This window comes from Halomonas maura (assembly GCF_030409305.1).
GTDB classification, from domain to species: domain Bacteria; phylum Pseudomonadota; class Gammaproteobacteria; order Pseudomonadales; family Halomonadaceae; genus Halomonas; species Halomonas maura.
In genome coordinates, this window is the sequence record NZ_JAUFPQ010000009.1 from 373,230 (window position 1) to 395,930 (window position 22,701).

Here is a 22,701-nt window from a genome sequence, read left to right on the forward strand (position 1 = left end):
GGAGGCTCTCCAGTTGTGTTATGGCGGGTCGGCCACGGTGCCGCCGTGGACGACCGGTGAGCGGGCCGCCGGGCCGGCGCGGCCGACCCGGTGACCAATCAGCATATCAGCTGAGGGCCTGCTTGGCGCTGGCCTCCAGGATGTCGAGCCCCTCGAGGAGATCCTCGTCGGTGATGGTCAGCGGGCACAGGCACTTGACCACTCCCCCGTCCTGGCCGCTGGTCTCGATGACCAGGCCGTTCTCGAAGGCCTTGGCGGTGATCTTGTCGGCGATGTCGCCGGAACCCACGTCGATGCCGCGCATCAGGCCGCGCCCCCGCTCGGAGGCCTCGATGCCCTGCTCGGTGAGCCAGGCGGCGAGCTTCTGGAAGCGATCGGCGACCACGCGCCCCTTGCGCTGGACATCGCGCTCGAAGCTGTCGTCGCTCCAGTACTGGCGCAGGGTGGCCGCGGCGGTGGTGAAGGCCAGGTTGAAGCCGCGGAAGGTGCCGTTGTACTGGCCGGGCTTCCACTTGTCGAGTTCGGGGCGCATCAGCACGTGGGCAAAGGGCAGTCCGAAGCCGGACAGCGACTTGGAGTTGGTAACGATGTCCGGGGTGACGCCGGCGTGCTCGAAGCTGAAGAACTTGCCGGTACGGCCACAACCGGCCTGGATGTCATCGACGATCAGCAGGATGTCGTGGGAACGGCAGATGCCCTCCAGGCGCTTGAGCCACTCCAGGCCGGAGACGTTGATGCCGCCCTCGCCCTGCACCGTCTCGACGATGACCGCGGCCGGCACATCGAGGCCGCCGGACTTGTCGCCGAGCAGCTTCTCGAAGTAGTCGAGGGTGTCGGTGCCCTCGCCCAGGTAGCCGTCGAACGGCAGGAAGGCGGCGCCCTGGGTCGGGATGCCGCCGGTGGCCTCGCGGAACTTGCGGTTGCCGGTGGTGGCCAGCGCCCCCATGGTCACGCCGTGGAAGCCGTTGGTGAAGGTCACGATGTTGTGACGGCCCTTGGCCACGCGGGCCAGGCGAATCGCCGCCTCGACGGCGTTGGTGCCGGTCGGTCCCGGGAAGTGGACCTTGTACTCCAGGCCCCGCGGCTTGAGGATCAGCTCTTCCAGGGTCTCGAGGTAGTCACGCTTGGCGGCGGTCCAGAAGTCCAGCCCGTGGACGATGCCGTCGGAGGCCAGGTAGTCGACCAGCGCCTGCTTGATGTGCGGGTTGTTGTGGCCGTAGTTGAGGGTCCCGGCGCCGGCCAGGAAATCGATGTACTCGCGGCCGTCCTCGTCGGTCAGGCGAGCATTCTGCGCCTTGGTGAAGACCACGGGAAAGGAGCGGGAATAGGTCCGTACATCGGATTCCATGCGTTCGAGGGTCTGGGTCTGCATTGCGACCTCCTGTCGGTAAGAATCGGCGGATAAAGGGGTGCCGTGCCGGTCCGCGTCGGGCCGGCGCTGCCACATCGGGTGTCAGATCTGGTCGGTCTGGAAGGGACCGATACGGACGAGATTCTCGGGGTCGTGCTCGCCGCCGAGCTGGTCGGTGGAGAAGTACTCGCGGCTGTTGAGCGGTGCCTGCCAGCGGTCGGCGAGGCGCCGGAAGAGCCCCCAGGAGGCCTGGTTGTCGGGGGTGATGGTGGTCTCGAGGTGGTGGACCTCGTCCATCTCCGGACGGCTCATCACCGCCTCGACCAGGCGCCGGGCCAGGCCGGTGCCGCGGGCCTTCTCGCCGACGGCGACCTGCCACAGGAAGTAGGTGTCCGGGGCGTTGCTCTTCACGTAGCCGGAGACGAAGCCGACGATCTCGCCCTCCTCGTTGGTGGCCACGGCGCAGCTGTCGCGGAACTGGGTCGCCAGCAGCAGGTAGGCATAGGCGGAATTGACATCCAGCGGCGGGCAGGACTTGACCAGTTCGTAGATCCCCCAGCCATCGTCGGGGCTGGGCTTGCGGATGAACAGCGGGGTGGCCTGGTGGCCGACCACGGCATCGGCCACGCTGGGCCTGGCCAGGTCGGCGGAGGGAATGAAGGGCTCGGTAGTTGCGTTCATTAGGGTGTTCGCTGTAGCGAATTTGAGGGGCATCATAGCAGCCGCTTACCTCCTTTTCAAAAAGCAGGTTATCCTGCTGCCGACAAACCATAATACGAAATTATAGTATGCCCTGGGCTCCCCGGAAGGCACGGCCTTCTCCCAGTCTAGTCCACCCGGCGAACGGCATGCCCCGGCCCCAAACGCCAGCGGGCCACCCTCGTGAGGGTGGCCCGCTGGCGTGACGAGGAGATGACAGCCTCGCCGGTCGGGGACCGTTCAGCGCCGCGTGGGACTGCGCATGGTCACGAACTCCTCGGCCCCGGTGGGATGGATGCCGACGGTCTGATCGAACTGGGCCTTGGTCAGCCCGGCACGCACGGCGATGGCGATGCCCTGGATCACCTCGCCGGCCTCCTCGCCGACCATGTGGGCGCCCACCACCACGTCGCTGGCGTCATCGACGATCAGCTTCATCAGGCAGCGCTCGCTGCTCCCGGACAGGGTGTGCTTCATCGGCCGGAAGTCCGCCGTGTAGACCCGGATCTCGCCGCACTGCTCGCGGGCCTCCCCTTCCGACAGGCCCACGGTGCCGATATTGGGATGACAGAACACCGCCGTGGCGATCCGCGCGTAGTCCAGGGGGGCCGGCGTGGTCTCGCCGTAGTGGTGCTCCACCAGTTGCATGGCCTCGGCCAGGGCCACCGGCGTCAGCTCGGGACCGCCGATGACATCGCCCAGCGCCAGGATCGAGGGCACCGATGTCTCGAAGCGCTCGTTGACCCGCAGGCTGCCATCGGCGTTGGTGGCCAGGTCGAACTGGTCGAGGCCCAGCCCCTCCAGGTGGGGACGCCGACCGGTCGCGGCGAGGACGGCATCCACCTCCAGGGTCTCGCCGTTGGTCAGGATCACCTTCAGGCCGCCGTCGACCTTCTCGATGGCCTCGATGTTGGCCTCGAAGTGCAGGTCGACGCCCTTCTTGGCCATCTCGTCGCGGGTGAACTCGCGCACCTCCCGGTCGAAGCCGCGCAGGAACAGCTCGCCGCGATAGACCAGGTGGGACTCGCTGCCCAGGCCGTTGAAGATGCTGGCGAACTCAACGGCGATATAGCCACCGCCCAGCACCAGGAAACGCTCGGGGAAGGTATCGAGGTCGAAGACCTGGTTGGAGTTGACGGTCAGCTCCTTGCCGGGGAAGTCCGGCACCCAGGGCCAACCGCCCACGGCGACGAGGATCTTCTCGGCGCTGATGGTCTCCCCGGCCACCGCGACGTGGTGGGGATCGAGCACCGTCGCGCGGCCATTGATCAGGCGCACTCCGGCGTTGTCCAGCAGCCGGCCGTAGATGCCGTTGAGGCGCTTGATCTCGCCGATCTTGTTGTCACGCAGGGTCGGCCAGTCGAAGGCCGGCGCGCCGGGCAGTTGCCAGCCGAAGCCGCCGGCGTCCTCGAACGCCTCGTGGAAGTGCGCCGCATAGGAGTACAGCTTCTTGGGCACACAGCCCACGTTGACGCAGGTGCCGCCCAGGTAGCGGTCCTCGGCCACGGCGACCCGGGCCCCGGTGGCGGCGGCGGTGCGGGCGGCGCGCACGCCGCCGGACCCCGCCCCGATGACGAAGAGGTCGTAATCGTACTCGGACACAGGAATCTCCTGAGAAGTGGGTGAGCGTGAAGTGGCAGCGATCATACCAGCCACCGGCAGCGCCAGGGAGGCCCGAGGCCATTGACCGGCGCTATGCCGGTAATAAAAAATGCTATCGGTCAGATGGCCTGTTCATAAGAGACCCCACCATGAAAACCGAGATGAAGCAGCTGCTCGAGCGCAACCGCGACTGGGCGGAGAGCGTGAGCCGCCAGGATCCCGACTTCTTCGCCCGCCTCTCCCAGCAGCAGAATCCCGATTACCTGTGGATCGGCTGCTCGGACAGCCGGGTGCCGGCCAACCAGATCATCGACCTGCCGCCGGGCGAGGTGTTCGTCCACCGCAACGTGGCCAACCTGCTCCATCACAACGACATGAACGCCCTGTCGGTGGTGCAGTTCGCCGTGGACGTGCTCAAGGTCAAGCACATCATGATCGTCGGCCACTACGGCTGCGGCGGCGTCAAGGCCGCGGTCACCGGCGGCGAGTGCGGTATCGTCGACTACTGGCTGCACTCGGTACGCGAGCTCTACAGCCTGCATCGCCCGACCCTCGAGCATCTGCCGCTGGAGCAGCAGGTCGACCGCATGTGCGAGCTCAACGTCCAGGCCCAGGTCAACAACCTGTGCCGCACCAAGATCATCCAGCGCGCCTGGCAGCGCGGCCAGGCGCTCGCCGTGCACGGCTGGGTCTACGGCCTGAGCGACGGCCGGATCACCGACCTGGAGTGCAGCGTCACCGGCCTGGACCAGGTCTCCACCCTGTATCGGATCGATCGTGTCATGTCCGCCGACAGCGACTGAGCCCGCCGCAACCACCGAGTCCACGGCACCGGCGCCCGACCCCGTTATGCGTCGGGCGCATGAGCCAAGTCACCATTTCGATTGTCTTCCCCCCGCCGGCCTCCTATGTTGAGGGACGTACCGAAACGGTCGTTTGCTTCTGCGCCTCGCCCGCCGAGGCGCCTCCAACAACAATCCATCCGGCACGGAACGACACATGACACTCAACAAGACTCTGCTGGCCAGCGTCATCGGCGCCGCCATGACCACGGCTGCCCTGAGCCCGGCCGCCGCCCAGGCCGAGACCACCCTGCGCATGGCCTACGACGCCGACCCGGTCTCGCTCGATATCCACGAACAGCTGTCCGGCGGCATCCTGCAGCTCTCCCACATGACCTTCGACCCGCTGGTGCGCTGGACCCGGGACCTCGAGTTCGAGCCGCGCCTGGCCACCGACTGGGAGCAGGTCGACCCCACCACCATGCGCATGACCCTGCGCGAAGGCGTCGAGTTCCACAGCGGCAATGCCTTCACCGCCGAGGACGTGGTGTGGACCGTCGAGCGCTTGAAGCGCAGCCCCGACTTCAAGGCGATCTTCGAGCCGATCGCCGAGGTCACCGCCGTCGATGCGCACACGGTGGAATTCACCACCGCCAAGCCCTATCCGCTGCTGCCGAACCTCGCCACCTACATCTTTCCGATGGACAGCGCGTTCTATTCCGGCAACGACGCCGACGGCGATCCCAAGGACGAGATCGTCAAGAACGGCAACTCCTACGCCTCGCGCCACCTCTCCGGCACCGGTCCCTACGAGGTCACCGATCGCCGGCAGGGCGTGCGCATCGCCTTCGAGCGCAACGACGCGTACTGGGACGAGAGTTCGCCGGGCAACGTCGACAGGATCGTCATGACGCCGATCAGCGAGAACGCTACCCGCGTGGCCGCGCTGCTCTCCGGCGATGTCGACTTCATCGCCCCGGTGCCGCCCAATGACCTGGCGCGCATCCGCGCCGACGAGGACGCCAAGCTGGTCACCATGTCCGGCACCCGGATCATCCTCTTCCACATGAACCAGGAGCGGGTCGAGGCCTTCCAGGACCCGCGGGTACGCCAGGCCTTCGCCTATGCCATCAACCAGCAAGGCATCGCCGACCGGCTGATGAAGGGCTTCGCCACCCCGGCGGCCCAGTTCTCGCCACAGGGCTATGCCGGCCATGTCGACAGCCTCGCGCCGCGCCATGACCTGGAGAAGGCCAAGCAGCTGATGGCCGAGGCCGGCTATGAGGACGGCTTCGAGATCACCATGATGGCGCCCAACAACCGCTACGTGAACGATGCCAAGATCGCCCAGGCGGTGGCCGCCATGCTGGCGCGCATCAACGTCAGCGTGGATCTCAAGACCCTGCCCAAGGCCCAGTACTGGGGCGAATACGACGACCGCGCCGCCGACATGATGATGATCGGCTGGCACGCCGACACCGAGGACTCGGCGAACTTCCACGAGTACCTCACTGCCTGCCCGGATGCCGACAGCGGCGCCGGCCAGTACAACGCCGGCAACTACTGCAATCCGGAGCTCGACCAGCTGGTCGCCGAGGCCAACCTGGAGGTCGACCTCGCCAAGCGCGCCGAGATGCTCCAGCAGGTCGAGCAGGCGCTGTATGACGACGCGGCCTTCATCCCGCTGCACTGGCAGGACCTGGCCTGGGCCGCCACCGACAACGCCGACATCGCGCCGGTCCTCAACGTGATGAACTTCCCCTACCTCGGGGACCTGGTCATCGCGGAAGAGTAAGCCACGCCGGCCCACCCGGGCCGGCAAGCCCGAAACCCTGACCCGGTGACACGCTCCCTGGCGCGTGTCACCCCGTATTGCCCACGGGACGCCCCCCATGATCGCCTTTCTGATCAAGCGCCTCTTCCATGCGCTGCTGGTGATGTTCGTCATCAGCGTGATCGCCTTCGCCATCCAGGACAACCTGGGCGACCCCATCCAGCAGATGGTCGGCCAGTCCGTGCCGGAGAGCGAGCGCGAGGCCCTGCGCGAGGAACTCGGCCTCAACGACCCCTTCGCGGTCCAGTACCTGCGCTTCGCCGCCAACGCGGTGCAGTTCGACTTCGGCTATTCCTACGTCTTCAACGAGCCGACCACCGAGGTCATCCTGCGCCACCTGCCGGCGACGCTGGAGCTGGTGGCCGCCTCGACCTTGCTGATCATCGCCCTGTCGATCCCGATCGGGGTCTACAGCGCCATCAAGCCACGCGCCTGGCTGTCACGCCTCTTCATGGGCGTGTCGATCATCGGCATCTCGATCCCGGTGTTCCTGACCGCCATCGTGCTGATCCAGCTGTTCGCCATCGGCGTGTCCTGGAGCCCCTTTCCCGGCGACACCGGCTGGGGCGCCTGGCTCAATGACCTGCTGACCACCGACGGCGGCATGCCGGCCTATGGCCGCGGCAACCCGGTGCCCGTCTTCGGCACCTGGGAGACCAACTTCGCCTCCCTCGAGGGGCTGACCTACCTGGTCCTGCCGGCCATCTCGCTGGCCTCGATCATGCTGCCGCTGTTCATCCGCCTGATCCGCGCCGAGATGCTCGAGGTGCTGCAGTCCGACTACGTCAAGTTCGCCCGGGCCAAGGGACTCTCGCCGCGGCGCATCTACTTCCTGCATGCGCTGAAGAACACCATGCTGCCGGTGATCACCGTCGGCGGGGTGCAGATCGGCACCCTGGTGGCCTACACCATCCTCACCGAGACGGTGTTCCAGTGGCCGGGCATGGGCCTGATGTTCCTCGACGCCATCGAGCGTTCCGACATTCCGCTGATCGTCACCTACCTGATGATCGTGGGGCTGATCTTCGTGATCACCAACACCCTGGTCGACCTGATCTACGGCCTGGTGAACCCCACCGTCAAGCTGACAGGAAAGCCCGCATGACCATCCCGACCTCCCCTCTCGAGCGCTCCCCCACGACGAGCCGCCGGGAGCGCCTGCGCGACTCCTACCTGCTCTACAGCTTCCTGCGCGACCCGATCGCCCAGCTCAGCCTGCTGGTGTTCATCGTGCTGGTGGCCGCCGCCGTGCTGGCGCCCTGGCTGGCGCCGATGAACCCCTACGACCTGGCCCAGATCGATATCCTGGCCTCGGAGCTGCCGCCCTTGTGGATCGACGGCAGCGATCCGGCCTACCTGATGGGCACCGACGCCCAGGGCCGCGACCTGCTCTCGACCATCCTCTACGGGGCCCGGGTGTCGCTGATCATCGGCTTCGGCGCGGTGGCCATGCAGGCCGCCCTCGGCGTCTGCTTCGGCCTGCTGGCCGGCTACCTGGGCGGGCGGGTCGACGCCTTCCTGATGCGCCTGGCCGACATCCAGCTGTCGTTCTCCACCCTGATGGTGGCGATCGTGGTCGGCGCCCTGTTCAAGGCGATCTTCGGCGGCGCCACCTACAGCGCCTATGCCGTGCCGCTGCTGGTGCTGATCATCGGCCTGGCCGAGTGGCCCCAGTACGCGCGCACCGTGCGCGCCTCGGTGCTCGCCGAGAAGGGCAAGGAATACGTCGACGCCGCCCGGGTGATGGGCCTCTCCAGCCGGCGCATCATGTTCCGCCACATCCTGCCCAACACCCTGTCGCCGATCTTCGTCATCTCCACCGTCCAGGTGGCCAACGCCATCATCTCCGAGGCGGCGCTGTCCTTCCTCGGCCTCGGCATGCCCGAGACCCAGCCGTCGCTGGGCTCGCTGATCAAGTCCGGCTTCGACTACATCCAGTCCGGCTCCTGGTGGATCACCCTGATCCCCGGCCTGGTGCTGGTGGTGCTGGTGCTGGTGATCAACCTGCTCGGCGACTGGTTGCGCGACGTGCTCAACCCGCGTCTCTACAAGGGCTGATTCCATGCATCGTCTCGATAACGTTTATCGGCCACAAGGGCGCCGGCACGACGTGCTCAACCCGCGGCTCTTCGTGCGGCACAAGGGCTGAGGCCAAGGAGTTTTCATGTCACTTCTCGAAGTCAACAACCTCGACGTGCGCTTCGCCCTGCGCCGTGGCGACGTCCAGGCACTGCGCGACGTCTGCTTCAGCCTGGATCGTGGCGAGCGCCTGGGGATCGTCGGCGAGTCCGGCGCCGGCAAGTCGGTGGCGGCCTTCAGCCTGCTCAACCTGATCGCCAGGCCGGGCTACATCGCCGGCGGCAGCATCCGCTTCGACGGCCAGGAACTCATCGGCATGCGCGACCGGGCCCTGCGCCGCATCCGCGGCCATCGCATCTCGCTGATCTTCCAGGACCCGATGATGACCCTCAATCCGGTGCTGACCATCGGCGAGCAGATGGTCGAATGCCTCAAGGCCCACCGGCGCATCTCGACCCGCGACGCCCGGGCGATCTCGCTGCGCCGGCTGGAGCAGGTGCAGATCCCCTCCCCGTCGGCGCGCCTCGACCAGTACCCCCATGAGCTGTCCGGGGGCATGCGTCAGCGGGTGATCATCGCCATCGCGTTGCTGCTCGACCCGGACATCATCATCGCCGACGAGCCCACCACGGCGCTCGACGTGACCATCCAGGCCGAGATCATGGCGCTGTTGCTCGAGCTCTGCGAGGAGCACAACGTGGGCCTGGTGCTGATCACCCACGACCTCGGCGTGGTCAGCCAGGTCACCCAGCGCATGCTGGTGATGTACGCCGGCCGGGTCATCGAGCAGGGCCCGACCCGGGAGATCATCAACGATCCCCAGCATCCCTACACCCAGGGGCTGATCAACGCCCTGCCGCAGATGGCCACGCCCGGCTCGCGGCTCAATCAGATCCCCGGCAGCATGCCGTCACTGGACAACCTGCCGAGCGGCTGTGCCTTCCACCCGCGCTGCGGCTTCGTGACGCGCGCCGACGGCTCGACGCGCCAGGCCTGTGTCGATCGGGTGCCCGGCTTCGTGACCTCCGGCAACTGCCAGGCGGCCTGCCACATGGTCGCCGAGATGATCGAACACGAACGCCTTCCGGCCGAGGAGCAAGTCTGATGAGTTCGACCACGACATCCGCCGCGCCGGAGACGGCCGGCCCGCTGCTGTCCCTGCGCGGCCTGGAGAAGCGCTTCTCGCTCTCCGGTGACTTCCTGGAACAGCTCAAGTTCAAGGGCGGCAAGCTGGTTCGCGAACAGCAATACGTGCACGCCATCAACGGCGTCGACCTGGACATCCAGCGCGGCGAGGCGCTGTGCGTGGTGGGGGAATCCGGCTGCGGCAAGTCCACCGTCGCCCGCACGGTGATGGGCCTGATCACGCCCAGCGGCGGCGAGATCCACTACGACGGCGAGCGCATCGACGATCGCACCACCAAGGCGCTGATGCCCTATCGCCGGCGCATGCAGATGATCTTCCAGAACCCCTATGCCTCGCTGAACCCGCGCATGACCATCCAGCAGACCCTGGAGGAGCCGATCCGGCTTCACCATCCGGAGTGGTCGCCGCAGCGGGTCAAGGACCAGGTCGCCGAGGTGATGGCCTCGGTGGGCATCGCCCCGGACTGGGGCGCTCGCTACGGCCACGAGTTCTCCGGCGGGCAGCGCCAACGCATCGCCATCGCCCGGGCGCTGGCGGTGGACCCGGAGTTCATCGTCGCCGACGAGCCGATCTCGGCGCTGGACGTCTCCATCCAGGCCCAGGTGCTCAACCTGCTGATGGAGGCCCAGCGTGAGCGCCACCTCACCTACCTGTTCATCACCCACGATCTGGCGGTGGTCGAGCACTTCGGTACCCGGGTGGCGGTGATGTATCTGGGGCGGGTCTGCGAGGTGGCGCCCACCGCCACGCTGTTCGCCACCCCCCGGCATCCCTACACCCAGGCCCTGATGTCGGCGATACCGCGGCTCGAGGACGAGCGTCCCCAGCACCTGCGCCTCGCGGGCGAGGTGCCCACGCCGGTCGACCTGCCTTCCGGATGTGTCTTTCATGGCCGCTGCCCCCACGCCGATGCGCGTTGCCGCAGCGAGGTGCCCGCGCTGATCGCCACCGACGAGGGCGGCCGAGTCGCCTGCCATGGGGTGGAGGAAGGTCGCATCGGCTGAGCCGCGGGATCTGGCATACTACGCGCGTTGAACTACCGACAGGCGGGCGTGATCCGGCCGCCTGTCGGTTCATGCGGCGCTGGCAAGCGCCACACCGCGACGTCCGGCCGATGTTACCCCGTCGGCCGGCCGTCGGAGCGAGGGTTGATATGGAACTACGCTGGCTGGACGACTTCATCGCCCTGGCCCGTACCCGGCACTTCTCGCGAGCGGCGGAGGAGCAGAACGTCACCCAGCCGACCTTCTCCCGACGCATCAAGCTGCTCGAGGAGGAAATGGGCACCGTGCTGGTCAATCGTCAGACCCTGCCCCTCTCCCTGACCCCCGGCGGGGAGGAGTTCCTCGCCTTGTGCCAGGAGGTGACCCGACGCGTCGCCACCACCCGCGAGCGGCTGGGCCAGCTGGCCGAGGCCAGTGCCAGTCGCATCCGCCTGGCGGCGCCCCAGAGCCTGCTCGCCCACTTCCTGCCGGCATGGCTGGCCCGCTGGACCTCCCCCCCGCCGCTGACCCCCTACCTGCGGGCCACCGGCTGGCTCGCCGAGGACTACTTCCAGGCGCTGGCCCGCGACGAGTGCGACCTGGCGCTCTGCTACTGGCCGGCCATTCCCTGCCCGCTGGCCTTGGCTACCGAAGGCCTGGAGCACCGGGTCCTGGGGCAGGAACGCCTGCTGCCGGTGTCCCTGCCGGACGCCGGCGGGCGTCCGCGCTTCTCCCTGGAGGACGCCGGGCGACGGCCGGTCCCCCTGATCGCCTACCATCCCCGGGGACTGATCGATACCGTCATCCGCAGCCACCTCCAGCGCCAGGCGGACACACCGACCTTCAGCGTGCTCAACGAGAGCATCCAGAGCAGCAACATCCGCGAGCTGGTCGGGCTGGGCTACGGGCTGGGCTGGCTGCCGCAGCGCTCGGTCCAGGACGCCCTGGCCGGCGGCGAGCTGGTGGCGGCCGGAGGCCCCCGCTGGGAGGTGCCGTTGGAGATCCGCCTCTACCGCCATCGTGCCACCCCCCACCGCGCGGTGGCCGCCCTCTGGCAGGCCCTCGAGGCCCCGGACACGACGCCGTCTTCCCGCGGCGCGAAACCCCGATGACGCCGGGGCGTCACCGGGCGCGCTTTCGTCCCGCCCCGGGGCTCGCCAATCGCCATGTGCAGACGCTGCTGCCGCGCCTGCTACCCGGGCCCGCTCTGCAGCTGCGCGAGGAGATCCTCGAGCTGCCCGACGGCGACTTCGTCGAGCTGGCCTGGGCCGCCCCGCCCCCCGGCGAGCCCGCGCCGCTGTTCGTGCTGTTCCACGGGCTCGAGGGCTCGCGGCGCTCGCCGTATGCCCGCCAGCTGCTTGCGGCGGCCCGGCACCGGGGCTGGCGCGCCGTGCTGATGCATTTCCGGGGCTGCGGGGCGCATCCCAACCGGCTGCCCCGGGCCTACCACAGTGGCGATACCACCGATGCCCATTGGCTGCTGAGCCGGCTGGCACGGCGCTATCCTGGGGTGCCCCGGGTGGCCTGCGGGGTGTCGCTGGGCGCCAATATGCTGCTCAAGCTGCTCGCCGAGAACCCCGACGACGCGCTCGGCCTCGCCGGGGCCATCGCCATCGCCCCGCCCCTGGACCTGGCCGGCTGCGCGGACACCCTGGAGCGCGGCGTCGCCCGGCTCTACCAGCGCCACCTGCTGCGGGCCCTCAAGGCCAAGGTCGCGCCGCGTCTCGACGCCGGCACGCTGCCCCTCTCGCTGTCTCCCGCCCAGCTGGCGCGGCTCACCACCCTGCGCGGCTACGACGACGCCGTGACCGCGCCGCTGCACGGCTTCGCCGACGCGGCCGACTACTACCGCCGGGCCTCCGCCGGTCCCCGCCTCGGCGGCATTCGCCTGCCGACGCTGATCGTGCATGCCGACGACGACCCCTTCATGCCGCGGCCCCTGTATGACGAGCTGGACCTCGGCCCCGGCATTCGTCTGGAGACCGCCCGGCAGGGTGGCCATGTGGGATTCGTGGAATGGCGCCACGGCCGCCTGGCCAGCTGGTTGACGCGGCGGGTCGCCCGCCAGCTGGACGACTGGCAGGCGACCGGACGGTGCGGTCGGACTACCCCGGGCCCCGGTCACGCGAATCCCTCCGGCGCCTGAGCGTCCGACCGTCGAGGCACCGTCGCGAGCCCGTGATGGAAAGAAGTAAAAAAAGTCGGGTTCTTAACCCATGTTGGCAGACCTGATCGGGGTTCTTCCCTAGGCTGAGGCGTGTCCCAAGGCATACCGAGCCGGTCCGCCGAGGGGCAGCCATGACAACAAGACGGTGGGACACATCGTGAACACAACGAACGGAACCGAACGCCATCCTGGCCTCGAGCCTACGACCCTTGCCATGCCGGAAGACCTCCTGGCCCTGGCCAATGACCATGAGCAGCACGAGTATCATCGTTACCGATTGCTTTCCCTGCGCTTCCTGACCTTTCACCTCGGCATCAGCCAGCTCATGCAGGCCCTGGCCGGCGAGAGCCGCCAACGGGTCCAGGCGCTGATCGAGGTCGCCGCTCCCCTGAACGCCGACACGCCCTGCTTGCGGGATCCGGCGCTGGTCCCCTGGCAGGATCGCCGGAGTCAGCCGCACTTCTTCATCTTCGATGATGCGCTGGCGGCTCAGGAACTGAAGCGGGCGTTGCTCGAGGAACACCGTTCTTTCCGCTTCTACAAATGCCTGAGGACGTACAGTGGCATCGCCGGGCTGGATGGCCTGCTGGACGCCTTCGTCGAGCAGGCCCGGGCCCAGTGCACGATCCTCGAGGAAACCCAGGATCAGCTGCCGGTCTTGCCGCGCGTCGCCCGCGGCCTCGGCCCACGCGGCGCCGCTCCCCGGCGACGTCGCCGTCTCGCCAGCAAGGGCGCGGCGCGCCCGGCCCCGCCAGACGCCGCCCGCTAGCCGGTCCGCGCCGCATGGTGGGATGTCGGGCCTGCGACTAGAGTGAAGTCACAGGGCCAATCCGCACCGCCCCGGCTGGCACCAGCGGGGCGCCCCCAACGAGGGCCATGACCATCTTCGCTTACCGCCACGCGGCGAGGCGCCTCCTCCTCACCACGCTGCAGCGCGCTCCCGGGCCAGCGGCATGAGCCTGCTCGCCTCGGCCATGGCTCGCTATGTCGAGCTTTCGGCTTCGGATCAGCGTTACCTGGCCAACCTCGAGTCACACGCCCGGCCCGCCGCCCGACAGCAACGGCTATGGATGCCCCACGACAGGATCGGGTCGCTGTATATCCTGCAGGACGGCTGGGCCTGCACCATCCGGCGGACCGTCGATGACGAGCGGCAGGTGATCGAGGTGCTGCTGCCGGGGGATATCATCGGCATCCGGGAGTTCACCTTTCGCCGGCACGTCAGCGAGGCCCGCATGATCACCGCCGGCACCCTCATCCCCTTCCCCCATGAGCAGATCGTCGACATCGTGGCGGCCTCGCCGTCCCTGGCGATCGCCCTCTTCGCCGTCATCGGCCGCCAGGAGGCGAGCCTGACCGAGCGCATGCTGGTGACGCTGCATCACAGCGCCCGCTCGCAGGTCCTGCACTTCATCCTCGAGACCTTCACCCGACTCGCCAGGCTCCAGTCGGTGACACTGGAGAGCTTCACGTTTCCCATCACCCAGCGCCTGCTGGGGGAGATCCTGGGCCTGTCGCCGGTCCACATCAATCGCACCCTGTCAGGTCTGGAGCGGGATCGCCTGCTCAAGAAGCACCGGACCCGCGTGGAGGTCCATGATCGGCGCCGGCTGCTCGAGGAAGCGGCGTTCGATGCCGGCTACCTGAGCGACGAGATGGATGGCCTGCGCGAGCGGCTGGCGTGTCTCCGAGACAGCGGCGGGCCGGATCGCCTCATGTCATCGGACAGCTGACGCCGGTGCCCTTCAGCCCGCAATAGCCACCGGGATTCTTCTCCAGGTATTGCTGGTGATAGTCCTCGGCATAGTAGAAGGTCTCCAGCGGGGCGATCTCGGTGGTCACCTCGCCACGCCCGGCCGTGCGCAGGGCCTCGGCGTAGGCCGCGCGGCTGCATTCGGCGACCTGCCGTTGGGTCTCGCCGGTGGTGAGGATGATCGAGCGGTACTGGGGGCCGATGTCGTTGCCCTGGCGATGGCCCTGGGTGGGGTCATGGGCCTCCCAGAAGTGCCGCAGCAGGGTCGTGAGATCGATCCGCCGGGGATCGAACACCACCCGCACGACCTCGGCGTGGCCGGTGCGCCCGGTACAGGTCTCGCGATAGGTGGGGTTCGGGGTCACGCCCCCGGCATAGCCCACCGCGGTGACGTGGACGCCCGGCAACCGCCAGAACAATCGCTCGGCGCCCCAGAAGCAGCCCAGGCCCAGCACGATCTCCTCCATGCCCTCGGGCCAGGGCGGGGTCATGGCCTGCCCGCTGACGGCATGCTGGCCATCGATGGTCATGGGCGTATCGCGGCCCTCGGGGGTAGCATCGACGTGTGTCGGCATGGCGTGCTCCTCTGCTGGTCATGGCGTGGGGGGATCGCCGGGCAGGCTGAAGGTGTAGATCAGGTCCACGGCCTGGGCGGCGCCGGACACCGCCTCGACGTAGAGGTCCCGCCACAGCTTGTAACGCAGGGTCAGCTCGGCGATGGGCGAGAAGACCCCGACACCATAGCCGACGCTCAGACGGTCGGTCAGGTTCCCGGTGACCACCACCTGACTCTCCTCTCCCGTGCCGGCGGAATCCAGGCTCAGGTCCTGGATGCCGAAGGCCTCGCCGATGGCCCCCACGGCGCCGCCGGCCTTGCCCAGGGTCACCCCGATCAGCGCCGAGGTGAGGGCGCCGTCGGCACCGCCGGTGTCATCCGGGGCTCGCCCGCGCAGCACGTAGGACAGCGCCCGGGACTCGTCCATCGCCGGTTCCGAGAAGACCTCCAGGCTCGGGCTGGACGCCGGGCCGGTGACACGCAGCCCGGCGATGACGTCGTCCTCGGTGCTGGCGGGATTGCGGATGGCCTCGAAGTTGAGCAGCGGCTCCCCCGGCGGACCGCTGAAGTAGAGGATCCCCTCGCGGATGATCAGGTCCTGCCCGAAGGCGCGGAAACGGCCATCCTCCAGGTTGACGTCGCCGAACAGCTGCAGCGGCCCGTTGGACTGGCGAACCTCCAGCCCGCCGGCCAGATCGGTCTCCAGGCCATAGGCCGTGAGGCGCATGTCGGGGCCCAGCTGCAGGCCGACGCGAATGTCGAGCGCCATGCCGGCACGCTGCATGGCCTCGGCGGTGGACGCGCCGGGGGTACCCTGCTCGGTGGCCTGGTCCACCTGGCGAGCCTCCTCCCGCGTGAGGATCACTTCATCGGGACTCGGCGAGACGGCCGACGCCGGGACCTGGCCGACTTCCAGCCGCGCCCAGGGAACCTGCACGTCCCCGCGCACCTGCAGGCGTTCCGGCGTCGCGAGGATCGACAGGTCCGGCGCCAGGCGCAGGCGGCCGAATCCGGGCAATGACGCCAGCAGCGGCTCGTCGCGGGCCTGCAGGTCGATGGCGGCTCGCCAGGCCTCCGGTGAGGGCCAGCGGGCGTCGCCGGTGATCAGCAGGCGGCCCTCCTCGGTGGCCAGAAAGCCGTCGATATCGGCGCGCTCACCGGCCAGTGCCAGGGTGACGCGGCCATCGCTCACCACGACCGGCAGGCCGAGGCCGGCGGCGCGCAGTCCCGCCAGTTCCAGCTGGCCATCGAGCCGCGGCGTGGTCCGGGTGCCGGCGATGGCCACTTCGCCGTCCAGCCCGCCCTCGAGGGTCTCGAGATCGGCGACCAGCGGTCGATAGGGGCTCAGGCGCAGGTCCTCCACCCGCAGGCGGCCGTCGAGGGCTCCGGCGCCGAGGGGGTCGTCCACCCCGAGGTCGAGGCGCAGCGCGCCGCTCTGCCCCAGTGTCAGGGCCAGCGCCAGGTCGGCACGGGCCTGGTTGGCCTCGAGGTCGAACTCCAGCGCGGTACCCGGCACCGACCAGGGCTGGCCATAGGCGTCCTGCCCCTCGATGACGGCGCGACTCTGCAGGTCGGCATCGAGACGCCATTGGGCGGCGCCCTGGGACCAGCTGGCGACGAGATCCCCGGCGTTATTGCCCTCGATGGCCCATCCGGCCGGGAGGGCCGCGGCGATCAGGTCCATCGGCAGATCGCGGATCGCCAGGACGGCACGGCCCTGCTCGGCGGAGGCCGACAGCCTCTCCTCGAGGCACAGGGCCCCACCCTCGACCCGGACCAGACAGAAGGGCTCGACGGTCGCCGCCCCCCGCGCCAGGTCGGCGTCGAAGGCCAGTGCCTCCTCCAGGTTCAGGCTGCCGAAGGCGGTCACCGCCTCGAGCGGGCTCAGTCGCCCGCGATAGCGCTGGCGGTCGGCGCCGAGGCCGCCCTCGAGGGCCAGGGCCAGGCGGGACAGCGGGCCCTCGGCATCCCCGTCGACCTCCAGGGTCAGGCGATGCGACGACAGTCGGCCGTCCAGGTTGAGGCCGATGTCGTTCAGGCGTTGGCCCCCGGCGACCACCTCGCTGGCGGTCAGGGCCAGGTCCAGGGTCGAATCCTCGCGGCCGGCCACCTCGCCGGCCAGCGACAGGCGAGCCAGGCGATTCTCGCCCAGCGCCAGGCTCTCGCCCTCCAGGGCCAGCTCGAGCCGGGGCGCCTCCAGGCTCCCCGCGGCCTGGAGGCGCCCGGACAGGGCGCCGGCCAGGGACGGGTACAGGGTGTCCAGCCGGGGCAGGTCGAGGTCCGCGTCGAGGGCCAGGCGCTCGGGCGCCACCTCCCCGTCGGCGGTGAGGCGATTGTCGCCCTGGCGCAGGGTCAGGCGGTCGATCCACCAGCGCATGCCGCTGTCACCGGAGAATCGGGCCTGCAGGGCCAGCGGTTGTTCGGCCAGTACGCCGTCGAGGGCCAGCGAGGGCACGCCGAGTCGCCAGCCATCGGCGGTCTGGCTGAAGGCCAGTTCGGCCTCGCCGTCCAGGCGTCCGGACAGGCCCTCGACGAAGGGCTCGGGATCGACATTCTCGAGGCCCAGCCGGGCCGAGACGGACAGCGCCTCGGACCAGTCGATGCGCCCCTGGCTGCTGACGATGCCCTCACCGGTGGCCAGCCGCAGCGGCTGCCAGGCGAAGTGCTCGAGATTGCCGCTCCCCGTCAGGCTCAGCTCGCTGCGCGGCAGCGACGGGCCCTCGGCGGTCAGGGCCAGCCGGGTCCGGTAGTCGGTCAGTTGACCCTCGGCGGACAGCGACAGGTCCTCGATGCGCCAGGGCTCGCTCGGCGCGCTGCTGTCTCCCTCCTCGGTCGGCTCGCCGGGCGGTTGCGCGCCGGGCAGTGGCCATTGCAGCGCGGGGCTCTGCAGGCTGGCCGTGAAGGGCAGGGTCGGGTCCAGGGCATCGAGGCGCGCCGATAACTGCGCCTCGACCGGTCCGCTGGCCGTGAGGTCGACCTCCAGGTCGGCCAGGCTACCCGCCACGGCCAGCTCGAGGCGCTGCCCCGCCAGGGCCGGCAAGCGTTCCGGCAGGTAGAAGTCGGCCGCCAGCCGCGCCTGCATCGGGTAGTCCCCGCTCAGGGTGATCCGGGCCATCAGTTCGGCATCGGCCTCCCGGCTGGCCACGGCCAGGGGATCGATGGTGATCCGCTGATCACGGGCCGTCACGCTCAGGTCGAGACGATCGATCACATAGGCCATGGCCCCCTCCAAGGCGGCATCCTCGACCGTCAGACGGGGGACTTCCACCGCCAGCGGCAGGGTGATCTCGGGCAGCGCCAGGCGCGGCCGCTCCTCGGGCGGCGTCGTGTCCCGGGCCTCGACCACCGCCGCGGCCTGGGCCGGCAGCGGCGAGCGCACGGCGATGGCGGCGTCGATGGCCGCCGCCGTGAGCCGCGGCGCCGCCTTCGCCGCCTCGCCGAGGGCGAGCCGCTGACCGGGCGACAGCGGCAGCCGCAGGCGGGCGCCGACGAGCCGCGTGGGATCGAGTCGCAGCGTGCCCGCCTCGGCCACGGCGCCGGTGGTGAAACTCGCCCAGCGCACCTGGGTGCCGTCGGCGAGGGTCACCTCCACGTCGCGCAGGGCCAGCTCGCGCAGCTCGATGGGAAACGGCAGCGGGATCGTCCCGGGCGGGGCCTGCTCGGTCTCCTCGGGGGGCGCCGCCTCCGGGGCGGCGTCGCCTTCGGCGAGCCGCAGGCGTGCCCCCTCCACCACCAGCCGATCCAGACACAGCCGGCCGTCGAGCAGGCAATCCTCGGCCCAGGCCAGCTCCAGGCGAGCCACGGCGACCCGGGCGGGCCCCGCCGAGAGGCGCAGGTCGTCGATGAGCAGCGTGTCCAGCGGCGCCCCCTCGACCCGGCCGACCTCCAGAAGCCCGAGGCGCTCCCCCTGGTTCAGCAGCAGGCCCGTGCCCCAGGGCGACAAGGCCAGCCCCAGCAGGAGCATGACCAGGCCGAGGCACCACAGCGGCAGGAGGATCAACAGGCGGGCCAGGGCCCAGGACAAATGACGGAGTCTCACGATACGGCCTCTCAGAATTCCGGGCCAATGGCGAAGTGGATGCGGAAGGCATCCTCGGCGTCGAAGGGGTGGGCGATATCCAGCCGGATGGGGCCCACGGGCGAGATCCAGCGCACGCCGAGCCCCGCACCGGTGTTGAGCTCGGCGGGCCACCACTCGGTGAAGGCATCGCCGACGTCCACGAAGCTGGCCAGCCACCACTTGCCGGTCAGCCGGCGCTGGGCCTCGAGGCTGGCGACGAAGCGCTGTTCGCCACCGATCAACTCGCCGTCCTCGTCCTCGGGCGACAGGCTCTCGTAGGCATAGCCGCGGACGCTGTTGTCGCCACCGGTGAAGAAACGCAGCGAGGGCGGGATGTCAGCGAAGTCGTCGGTGGCGATCGCCCCCACCCCGACCCGCCCGATGAAGCGGTTGGCATCCCCGAGCATGCGGATCCACTGGCTGTCGCCGTTGAGCCGCAGGAACTCGGCGGACGACCCCCACATTTCGCTGGAGTACTGGAGCGTCAGCTGCTGACGGTCCCCCCAGGTGGGAAAGGTCGGATTGCGCGATCGCGTGCGGCTCCAGCGCACCCCCGGATAGAGCAGCACCACCTGGTTCGACACGCCGGCCTGGGTGAAGTCCTCGTAGGTGCTGCGCAGGTAGATCAGCTGTTCCCAGTCGTTGTCGAACTTCCAGCGACGCCCGAATTCGACGCTGGCCTCGAGGGCGCGGGTATCCTCGCTATCCTTGTTGCGCAGCCCGTACTGCAGCTGATAGCTGTCGCGCAGTGGATCCTCCAGCGGCATGCGGTAGGTGCCGGTGAACTGCTGCTCGGGAGCAGAAATAAACAGGTCGTGGTCGAGGCTGTGCCCGTAGCGGTTGACCCAGGGCTGCTCCCAGGCGAAGCGCGTCCTGGGGCCCACATCGGTGGCAAAGCCCACGCCGACCTCGAACTGGTGGCGGTCCGCCGGCGTGACGACCACATCGATGGGCACCGCGGGCACGGCGGGGCCCTGCAGCTGGCCGGCGGCGGCCAGCGCCGCGCGGCTCAGGCGTGGCTCGGGCGTGGGCGCCGGGAGCGGGTCCTCGCCCTCGACGTCCAGGGCATGATAGAGACCGAGCGGCGCCTCGGGCAGCGCCAGGCGTTCGATGCCGGCATCCAGACGCGGCCGCACGCTGACCGAACCGAACCATTCGGTCTCGCCGAGCCGCTGGTTGAGGGTCGCGACGTCGCTGGCCAGGTAGGGAGCGCCCTCGGCGAACGGCACCAGGTTCTGCAGGCGGTCCGCCTCGATGTGCTGGCCGCTGAAGCTGACCTCACCGAAGCGGTGACGCGCGCCGCTGTCCAGGGTCAGCGACAGGCGCGCGCTGTTCGCCCAGGGGCGAATCTCCATGCGTCGCTCGTCGAAGCGCCAGTCGAAATAGCCGCGCTCCAGGGCCAGCCTGGCCAGGCGACTGCGCAGTGCATCGAAGGGGGCATGGCGCAGCACGTCGCCTTCCGCCTGGGGGTAGGCCTCGATGGCCTCGCGAAAGGGCCGGTCCTCGGCCGCCTCCCCTTCCAGACGAAACGCCAGGCGTTCGATCTTGACGGGCGCCCCGGGGTCGATGTCGACGGTGACCTCCGTGGGGGCCTCGGCATCGTCGAAGCGCACCCGCAGCTGGGGGGAGTAATAGCCGTAGACGCGCAGGGCCTCCTGGCTGAGTCGGCGCACCTCGGCCTCGAGCCGTTCCGGGCGGTACTGGCTGGCGTCCAGATCGTCGAGGTAGACCTCGACATTCTCGGCCAGCTCCTCCTCGACCCCTTCGACTCGGGCATCGATCGCCAGGGCGGCGGGGGCCATGCCGAGGCACAGCAGCGCGACACCCAGGCGGGTCACTAGGTAGTTTTCCATAAGACGATGGGTTCCTGGCGGACGTCCTGTCACTCCCGGAGGGCTTCGAGCTGGGCATTCAGGGCCAGCTGGGACTGGCGGAGATCGCGTAGCTCGGTCTGTATGTCGGCCAGGCGCGCCGCCAGCGACGCCACCCGCCCCCGGGCATCTTCACCCGCCCCCGCCATGGCTTCAAGCTCGTTGCCGAGGGCGGTCATGTCTTTCTCCAGGTCGTCGAGGCGAGCGTCGGCGCGGTCGGCATGCTGCTCGAGTCGCGCCTGCAGCCCTGCCAGGCGCGACTGGGTCGCCCGGCGATCACCTTCCAGGCTCGCCAGACGCAACTGGGTCGCCTGGCGGCCCTCCGCGAGGGTCGCCAGGCGCTCGCGCAGGGCCGCGCGGCCCTCCTGGCCGGCGCGCTCCAGGGCGTCCAGGGAGGTGCGCACGGCCTCGAGGGTCTTGTCGCGCACCTCGCCGTCCTCCGCGAGGGTGGCGAGGCGGGCCCCGAGATCCGACTGCGCCTCGGCCAGCGGCGTCAGGCGCTCCTCCTCCCAGGCCGCCAGGCCGGTCTCGCGACGCTCGTCGAGACGCGCCTCCAGGCCTTCCAGGCTGGCGAGGCGCTCGCGGATCGCCTCGAGTGCCTCGCCCCGGCCCTCCTCGGCGTCGAAGCGGGCATGCACATTGGAGACCTCGCCGCTCAGCCGGGCGAGGCGCTGCTCGAATCGCTGGCGCTCCATCCAGCCCGCCGTGGCCAGGGCGGCCAGGGCCAGGACCAGCAGCAGGATCAGCAGCCACAGCGGCCAGAGGCGGGAAGGCGGCGAGGCGAGATGCCGGTGGCCGGACAGGCTGGCATCGGGGTCCGGAACGATCGGTCGGGGGAACCGGCTGTCTTCCGGGCGCTCTGCCATGACGTTCTCCTTGCTCGGTGCGGTGACGGCTTCCGGCCGGCCTATCGGGTCGACGCTACCACAAGTCCGGGCGCAACGATCGGAATTGGCGGCCCCGGACCCGGGTGATATGATGCCGTGAAGACTGGCACAGCATGCTGATAGTGTAAGGTTTTTTATCGACGGAGCGAACGGGGCACGGCCAACGAAGGCCGACGAGACCTTGAATCTCCGTCGTGCAACACCGCATCATGGGTCGCCGACCCGCAACGCTGACAACGAGGAGAACCGAAATGGCATTCGAACTACCCGCACTGCCGTATGAAAAGAACGCGCTGGAACCGCACATCTCCGCCGAGACCCTCGAGTACCACTACGGCAAGCACCACCAGGCCTACGTCAACAAGCTCAACGAGCTGACCGACGGCACCGAGAACGCCAGCAAGTCCCTCGAGGAGATCATCAAGACCTCTTCCGGCGGGCTGTTCAACCAGGCGGCCCAGGTCTGGAACCACACCTTCTACTGGCACTGCCTGTCGCCCAACGGTGGCGGTGAGCCGAGCGGTGCCCTGGCCGACGCCATCAACGCCAAGTTCGGCTCCTTCGACAAGTTCAAGGAGACCTTCAACGCCCAGGCCGCGGGTAACTTCGGCTCCGGCTGGACCTGGCTGATCAAGACCGCCGACGGCGGCGTCGACATCGTCAACACCAGCAACGCCGACACCCCGGTGGCCCACGGCCAGACGCCGCTGATGACCATCGACGTGTGGGAACATGCCTACTACATCGACTACCGCAACGCGCGTCCGAAGTACCTGGAGAACATCTGGAACCTGATCAACTGGGACTTCGTCGCCCAGAACTTCAGCTGATCCGGGATGCCGTGCCCGACAGGGCACGGCGCCAGGCAAGCGCATGACGCGACGGCCCCGCCAAATGGCGGGGCCGTCGCGTTGGTGTCGTGCCCGAGGA

18 protein-coding genes are annotated in these 22,701 nt (G+C 69.1%); 11 read left to right on the forward strand and 7 right to left on the reverse strand.

All coding sequences use genetic code 11. The features are described from left to right. Positions 1–106 precede the first annotated feature (106 nt). From ectB to gorA, 3 genes are all read right to left on the reverse strand, one after another. On the reverse strand, positions 107–1,372 hold the full coding sequence (gene ectB / locus QWY76_RS03825) for a diaminobutyrate--2-oxoglutarate transaminase (RefSeq protein ID WP_290309781.1): 1,266 nt from the start codon (positions 1,370–1,372) through the stop codon (positions 107–109). An 81-nt stretch (positions 1,373–1,453) separates the two neighbouring features. Further along, positions 1,454–2,032 (reverse strand): diaminobutyrate acetyltransferase, encoded by a 579-nt coding sequence (gene ectA, locus QWY76_RS03830; RefSeq protein ID WP_290309782.1) that lies wholly within the window; start codon positions 2,030–2,032, stop codon positions 1,454–1,456. A 258-nt stretch (positions 2,033–2,290) separates the two neighbouring features. Further along, positions 2,291–3,652: a glutathione-disulfide reductase gene (gene gorA / locus QWY76_RS03835; protein WP_290309783.1), complete on the reverse strand. Its 1,362-nt coding sequence runs from the start codon at positions 3,650–3,652 to the stop codon at positions 2,291–2,293. Positions 3,653–3,801: 149 nt separating this feature from the next. Between gorA and can the strand changes: the two genes are divergently transcribed. The 10 genes from can (at position 3,802) to QWY76_RS03885 (ending at position 14,377) form a co-directional block, all read left to right on the forward strand. Next, entirely contained in the window at positions 3,802–4,455 is a 654-nt protein-coding gene (gene can, locus QWY76_RS03840; protein ID WP_290309784.1) for a carbonate dehydratase, read from the forward strand. 196 nt (positions 4,456–4,651) lie between these two features. After that, on the forward strand, positions 4,652–6,229 hold the full coding sequence (locus QWY76_RS03845) for an ABC transporter substrate-binding protein (RefSeq protein WP_290309785.1): 1,578 nt from the start codon (positions 4,652–4,654) through the stop codon (positions 6,227–6,229). A 97-nt stretch (positions 6,230–6,326) separates the two neighbouring features. After that, positions 6,327–7,373, forward strand: a complete 1,047-nt coding sequence (locus QWY76_RS03850) for an ABC transporter permease (protein WP_290309786.1) — start codon at positions 6,327–6,329, stop codon at positions 7,371–7,373. Then, positions 7,370–8,326 (forward strand): ABC transporter permease, encoded by a 957-nt coding sequence (locus QWY76_RS03855; RefSeq protein WP_290309787.1) that lies wholly within the window; start codon positions 7,370–7,372, stop codon positions 8,324–8,326. Before QWY76_RS03850 ends, QWY76_RS03855 begins: the two co-directional genes overlap by 4 nt. 106 nt (positions 8,327–8,432) lie before the next feature. Continuing rightward, a complete protein-coding gene (locus QWY76_RS03860; protein ID WP_290309788.1) occupies positions 8,433–9,452 on the forward strand; it encodes an ABC transporter ATP-binding protein in 1,020 nt (339 codons plus the stop codon). Next, positions 9,452–10,498 (forward strand): ABC transporter ATP-binding protein, encoded by a 1,047-nt coding sequence (locus QWY76_RS03865; protein WP_290309789.1) that lies wholly within the window; start codon positions 9,452–9,454, stop codon positions 10,496–10,498. The genes QWY76_RS03860 and QWY76_RS03865 overlap by 1 nt, the downstream gene beginning before the upstream one ends. A gap of 149 nt (positions 10,499–10,647) precedes the next feature. Further along, on the forward strand, positions 10,648–11,589 hold the full coding sequence (locus QWY76_RS03870; RefSeq protein WP_290309790.1) for a LysR family transcriptional regulator: 942 nt from the start codon (positions 10,648–10,650) through the stop codon (positions 11,587–11,589). Continuing rightward, positions 11,586–12,623, forward strand: coding sequence for a hydrolase (locus tag QWY76_RS03875; protein WP_290309791.1), 1,038 nt, complete (start codon positions 11,586–11,588; stop codon positions 12,621–12,623). Before QWY76_RS03870 ends, QWY76_RS03875 begins: the two co-directional genes overlap by 4 nt. A 235-nt stretch (positions 12,624–12,858) precedes the next feature. Further along, positions 12,859–13,413, forward strand: a complete 555-nt coding sequence (locus QWY76_RS03880; protein ID WP_290309792.1) for a hypothetical protein — start codon at positions 12,859–12,861, stop codon at positions 13,411–13,413. A gap of 184 nt (positions 13,414–13,597) precedes the next feature. Next, the gene (locus tag QWY76_RS03885; RefSeq protein WP_290309793.1) at positions 13,598–14,377 is read left to right on the forward strand and encodes a Crp/Fnr family transcriptional regulator; all 780 of its coding nucleotides are present in this window, start codon (positions 13,598–13,600) and stop codon (positions 14,375–14,377) included. Here the strand turns inward: QWY76_RS03885 and msrA are convergent. From msrA to QWY76_RS03905, 4 genes are read right to left on the reverse strand one after another with little or no spacing between them, the layout of a single operon-like run. After that, the gene (msrA, locus tag QWY76_RS03890) at positions 14,358–14,972 is read right to left on the reverse strand and encodes a peptide-methionine (S)-S-oxide reductase MsrA (protein ID WP_290309794.1); all 615 of its coding nucleotides are present in this window, start codon (positions 14,970–14,972) and stop codon (positions 14,358–14,360) included. The genes QWY76_RS03885 and msrA overlap by 20 nt on opposite strands. A gap of 18 nt (positions 14,973–14,990) precedes the next feature. Continuing rightward, a complete protein-coding gene (gene tamB / locus QWY76_RS03895) occupies positions 14,991–18,992 on the reverse strand; it encodes an autotransporter assembly complex protein TamB (protein ID WP_290309795.1) in 4,002 nt (1,333 codons plus the stop codon). Positions 18,993–19,003: 11 nt separating this feature from the next. Next, positions 19,004–20,866 (reverse strand): autotransporter assembly complex protein TamA, encoded by a 1,863-nt coding sequence (gene tamA / locus QWY76_RS03900; protein WP_290309796.1) that lies wholly within the window; start codon positions 20,864–20,866, stop codon positions 19,004–19,006. A gap of 29 nt (positions 20,867–20,895) precedes the next feature. Further along, positions 20,896–21,750, reverse strand: a complete 855-nt coding sequence (locus QWY76_RS03905; protein ID WP_290309797.1) for a hypothetical protein — start codon at positions 21,748–21,750, stop codon at positions 20,896–20,898. 272 nt (positions 21,751–22,022) lie between these two features. Between QWY76_RS03905 and QWY76_RS03910 the strand changes: the two genes are divergently transcribed. Next, complete coding sequence (locus tag QWY76_RS03910) at positions 22,023–22,601, forward strand: superoxide dismutase (RefSeq protein WP_290309798.1); 579 nt, start codon at positions 22,023–22,025, stop codon at positions 22,599–22,601. Positions 22,602–22,701 lie beyond the last annotated feature (100 nt).

Bases quoted from the DNA above. Each gene is read 5' to 3' on its own strand.
- ectB (WP_290309781.1), bottom strand. From the start codon at position 1,372: ATGCAGACCCAGACCCTCGAACGCATGGAATCCGATGTACGGACCTAT.
- ectA (WP_290309782.1), bottom strand. From the start codon at position 2,032: ATGAACGCAACTACCGAGCCCTTCATTCCCTCCGCCGACCTGGCCAGG.
- can (WP_290309784.1), top strand. From the start codon at position 3,802: ATGAAAACCGAGATGAAGCAGCTGCTCGAGCGCAACCGCGACTGGGCG.
- QWY76_RS03845 (WP_290309785.1), top strand. From the start codon at position 4,652: ATGACACTCAACAAGACTCTGCTGGCCAGCGTCATCGGCGCCGCCATG.
- QWY76_RS03850 (WP_290309786.1), top strand. From the start codon at position 6,327: ATGATCGCCTTTCTGATCAAGCGCCTCTTCCATGCGCTGCTGGTGATG.
- QWY76_RS03855 (WP_290309787.1), top strand. From the start codon at position 7,370: ATGACCATCCCGACCTCCCCTCTCGAGCGCTCCCCCACGACGAGCCGC.
- QWY76_RS03860 (WP_290309788.1), top strand. From the start codon at position 8,433: ATGTCACTTCTCGAAGTCAACAACCTCGACGTGCGCTTCGCCCTGCGC.
- QWY76_RS03865 (WP_290309789.1), top strand. From the start codon at position 9,452: ATGAGTTCGACCACGACATCCGCCGCGCCGGAGACGGCCGGCCCGCTG.
- QWY76_RS03870 (WP_290309790.1), top strand. From the start codon at position 10,648: ATGGAACTACGCTGGCTGGACGACTTCATCGCCCTGGCCCGTACCCGG.
- QWY76_RS03875 (WP_290309791.1), top strand. From the start codon at position 11,586: ATGACGCCGGGGCGTCACCGGGCGCGCTTTCGTCCCGCCCCGGGGCTC.
- QWY76_RS03880 (WP_290309792.1), top strand. From the start codon at position 12,859: ATGCCGGAAGACCTCCTGGCCCTGGCCAATGACCATGAGCAGCACGAG.
- QWY76_RS03885 (WP_290309793.1), top strand. From the start codon at position 13,598: ATGAGCCTGCTCGCCTCGGCCATGGCTCGCTATGTCGAGCTTTCGGCT.
- msrA (WP_290309794.1), bottom strand. From the start codon at position 14,972: ATGCCGACACACGTCGATGCTACCCCCGAGGGCCGCGATACGCCCATG.
- tamA (WP_290309796.1), bottom strand. From the start codon at position 20,866: ATGGAAAACTACCTAGTGACCCGCCTGGGTGTCGCGCTGCTGTGCCTC.
- QWY76_RS03905 (WP_290309797.1), bottom strand. From the start codon at position 21,750: ATGGCAGAGCGCCCGGAAGACAGCCGGTTCCCCCGACCGATCGTTCCG.
- QWY76_RS03910 (WP_290309798.1), top strand. From the start codon at position 22,023: ATGGCATTCGAACTACCCGCACTGCCGTATGAAAAGAACGCGCTGGAA.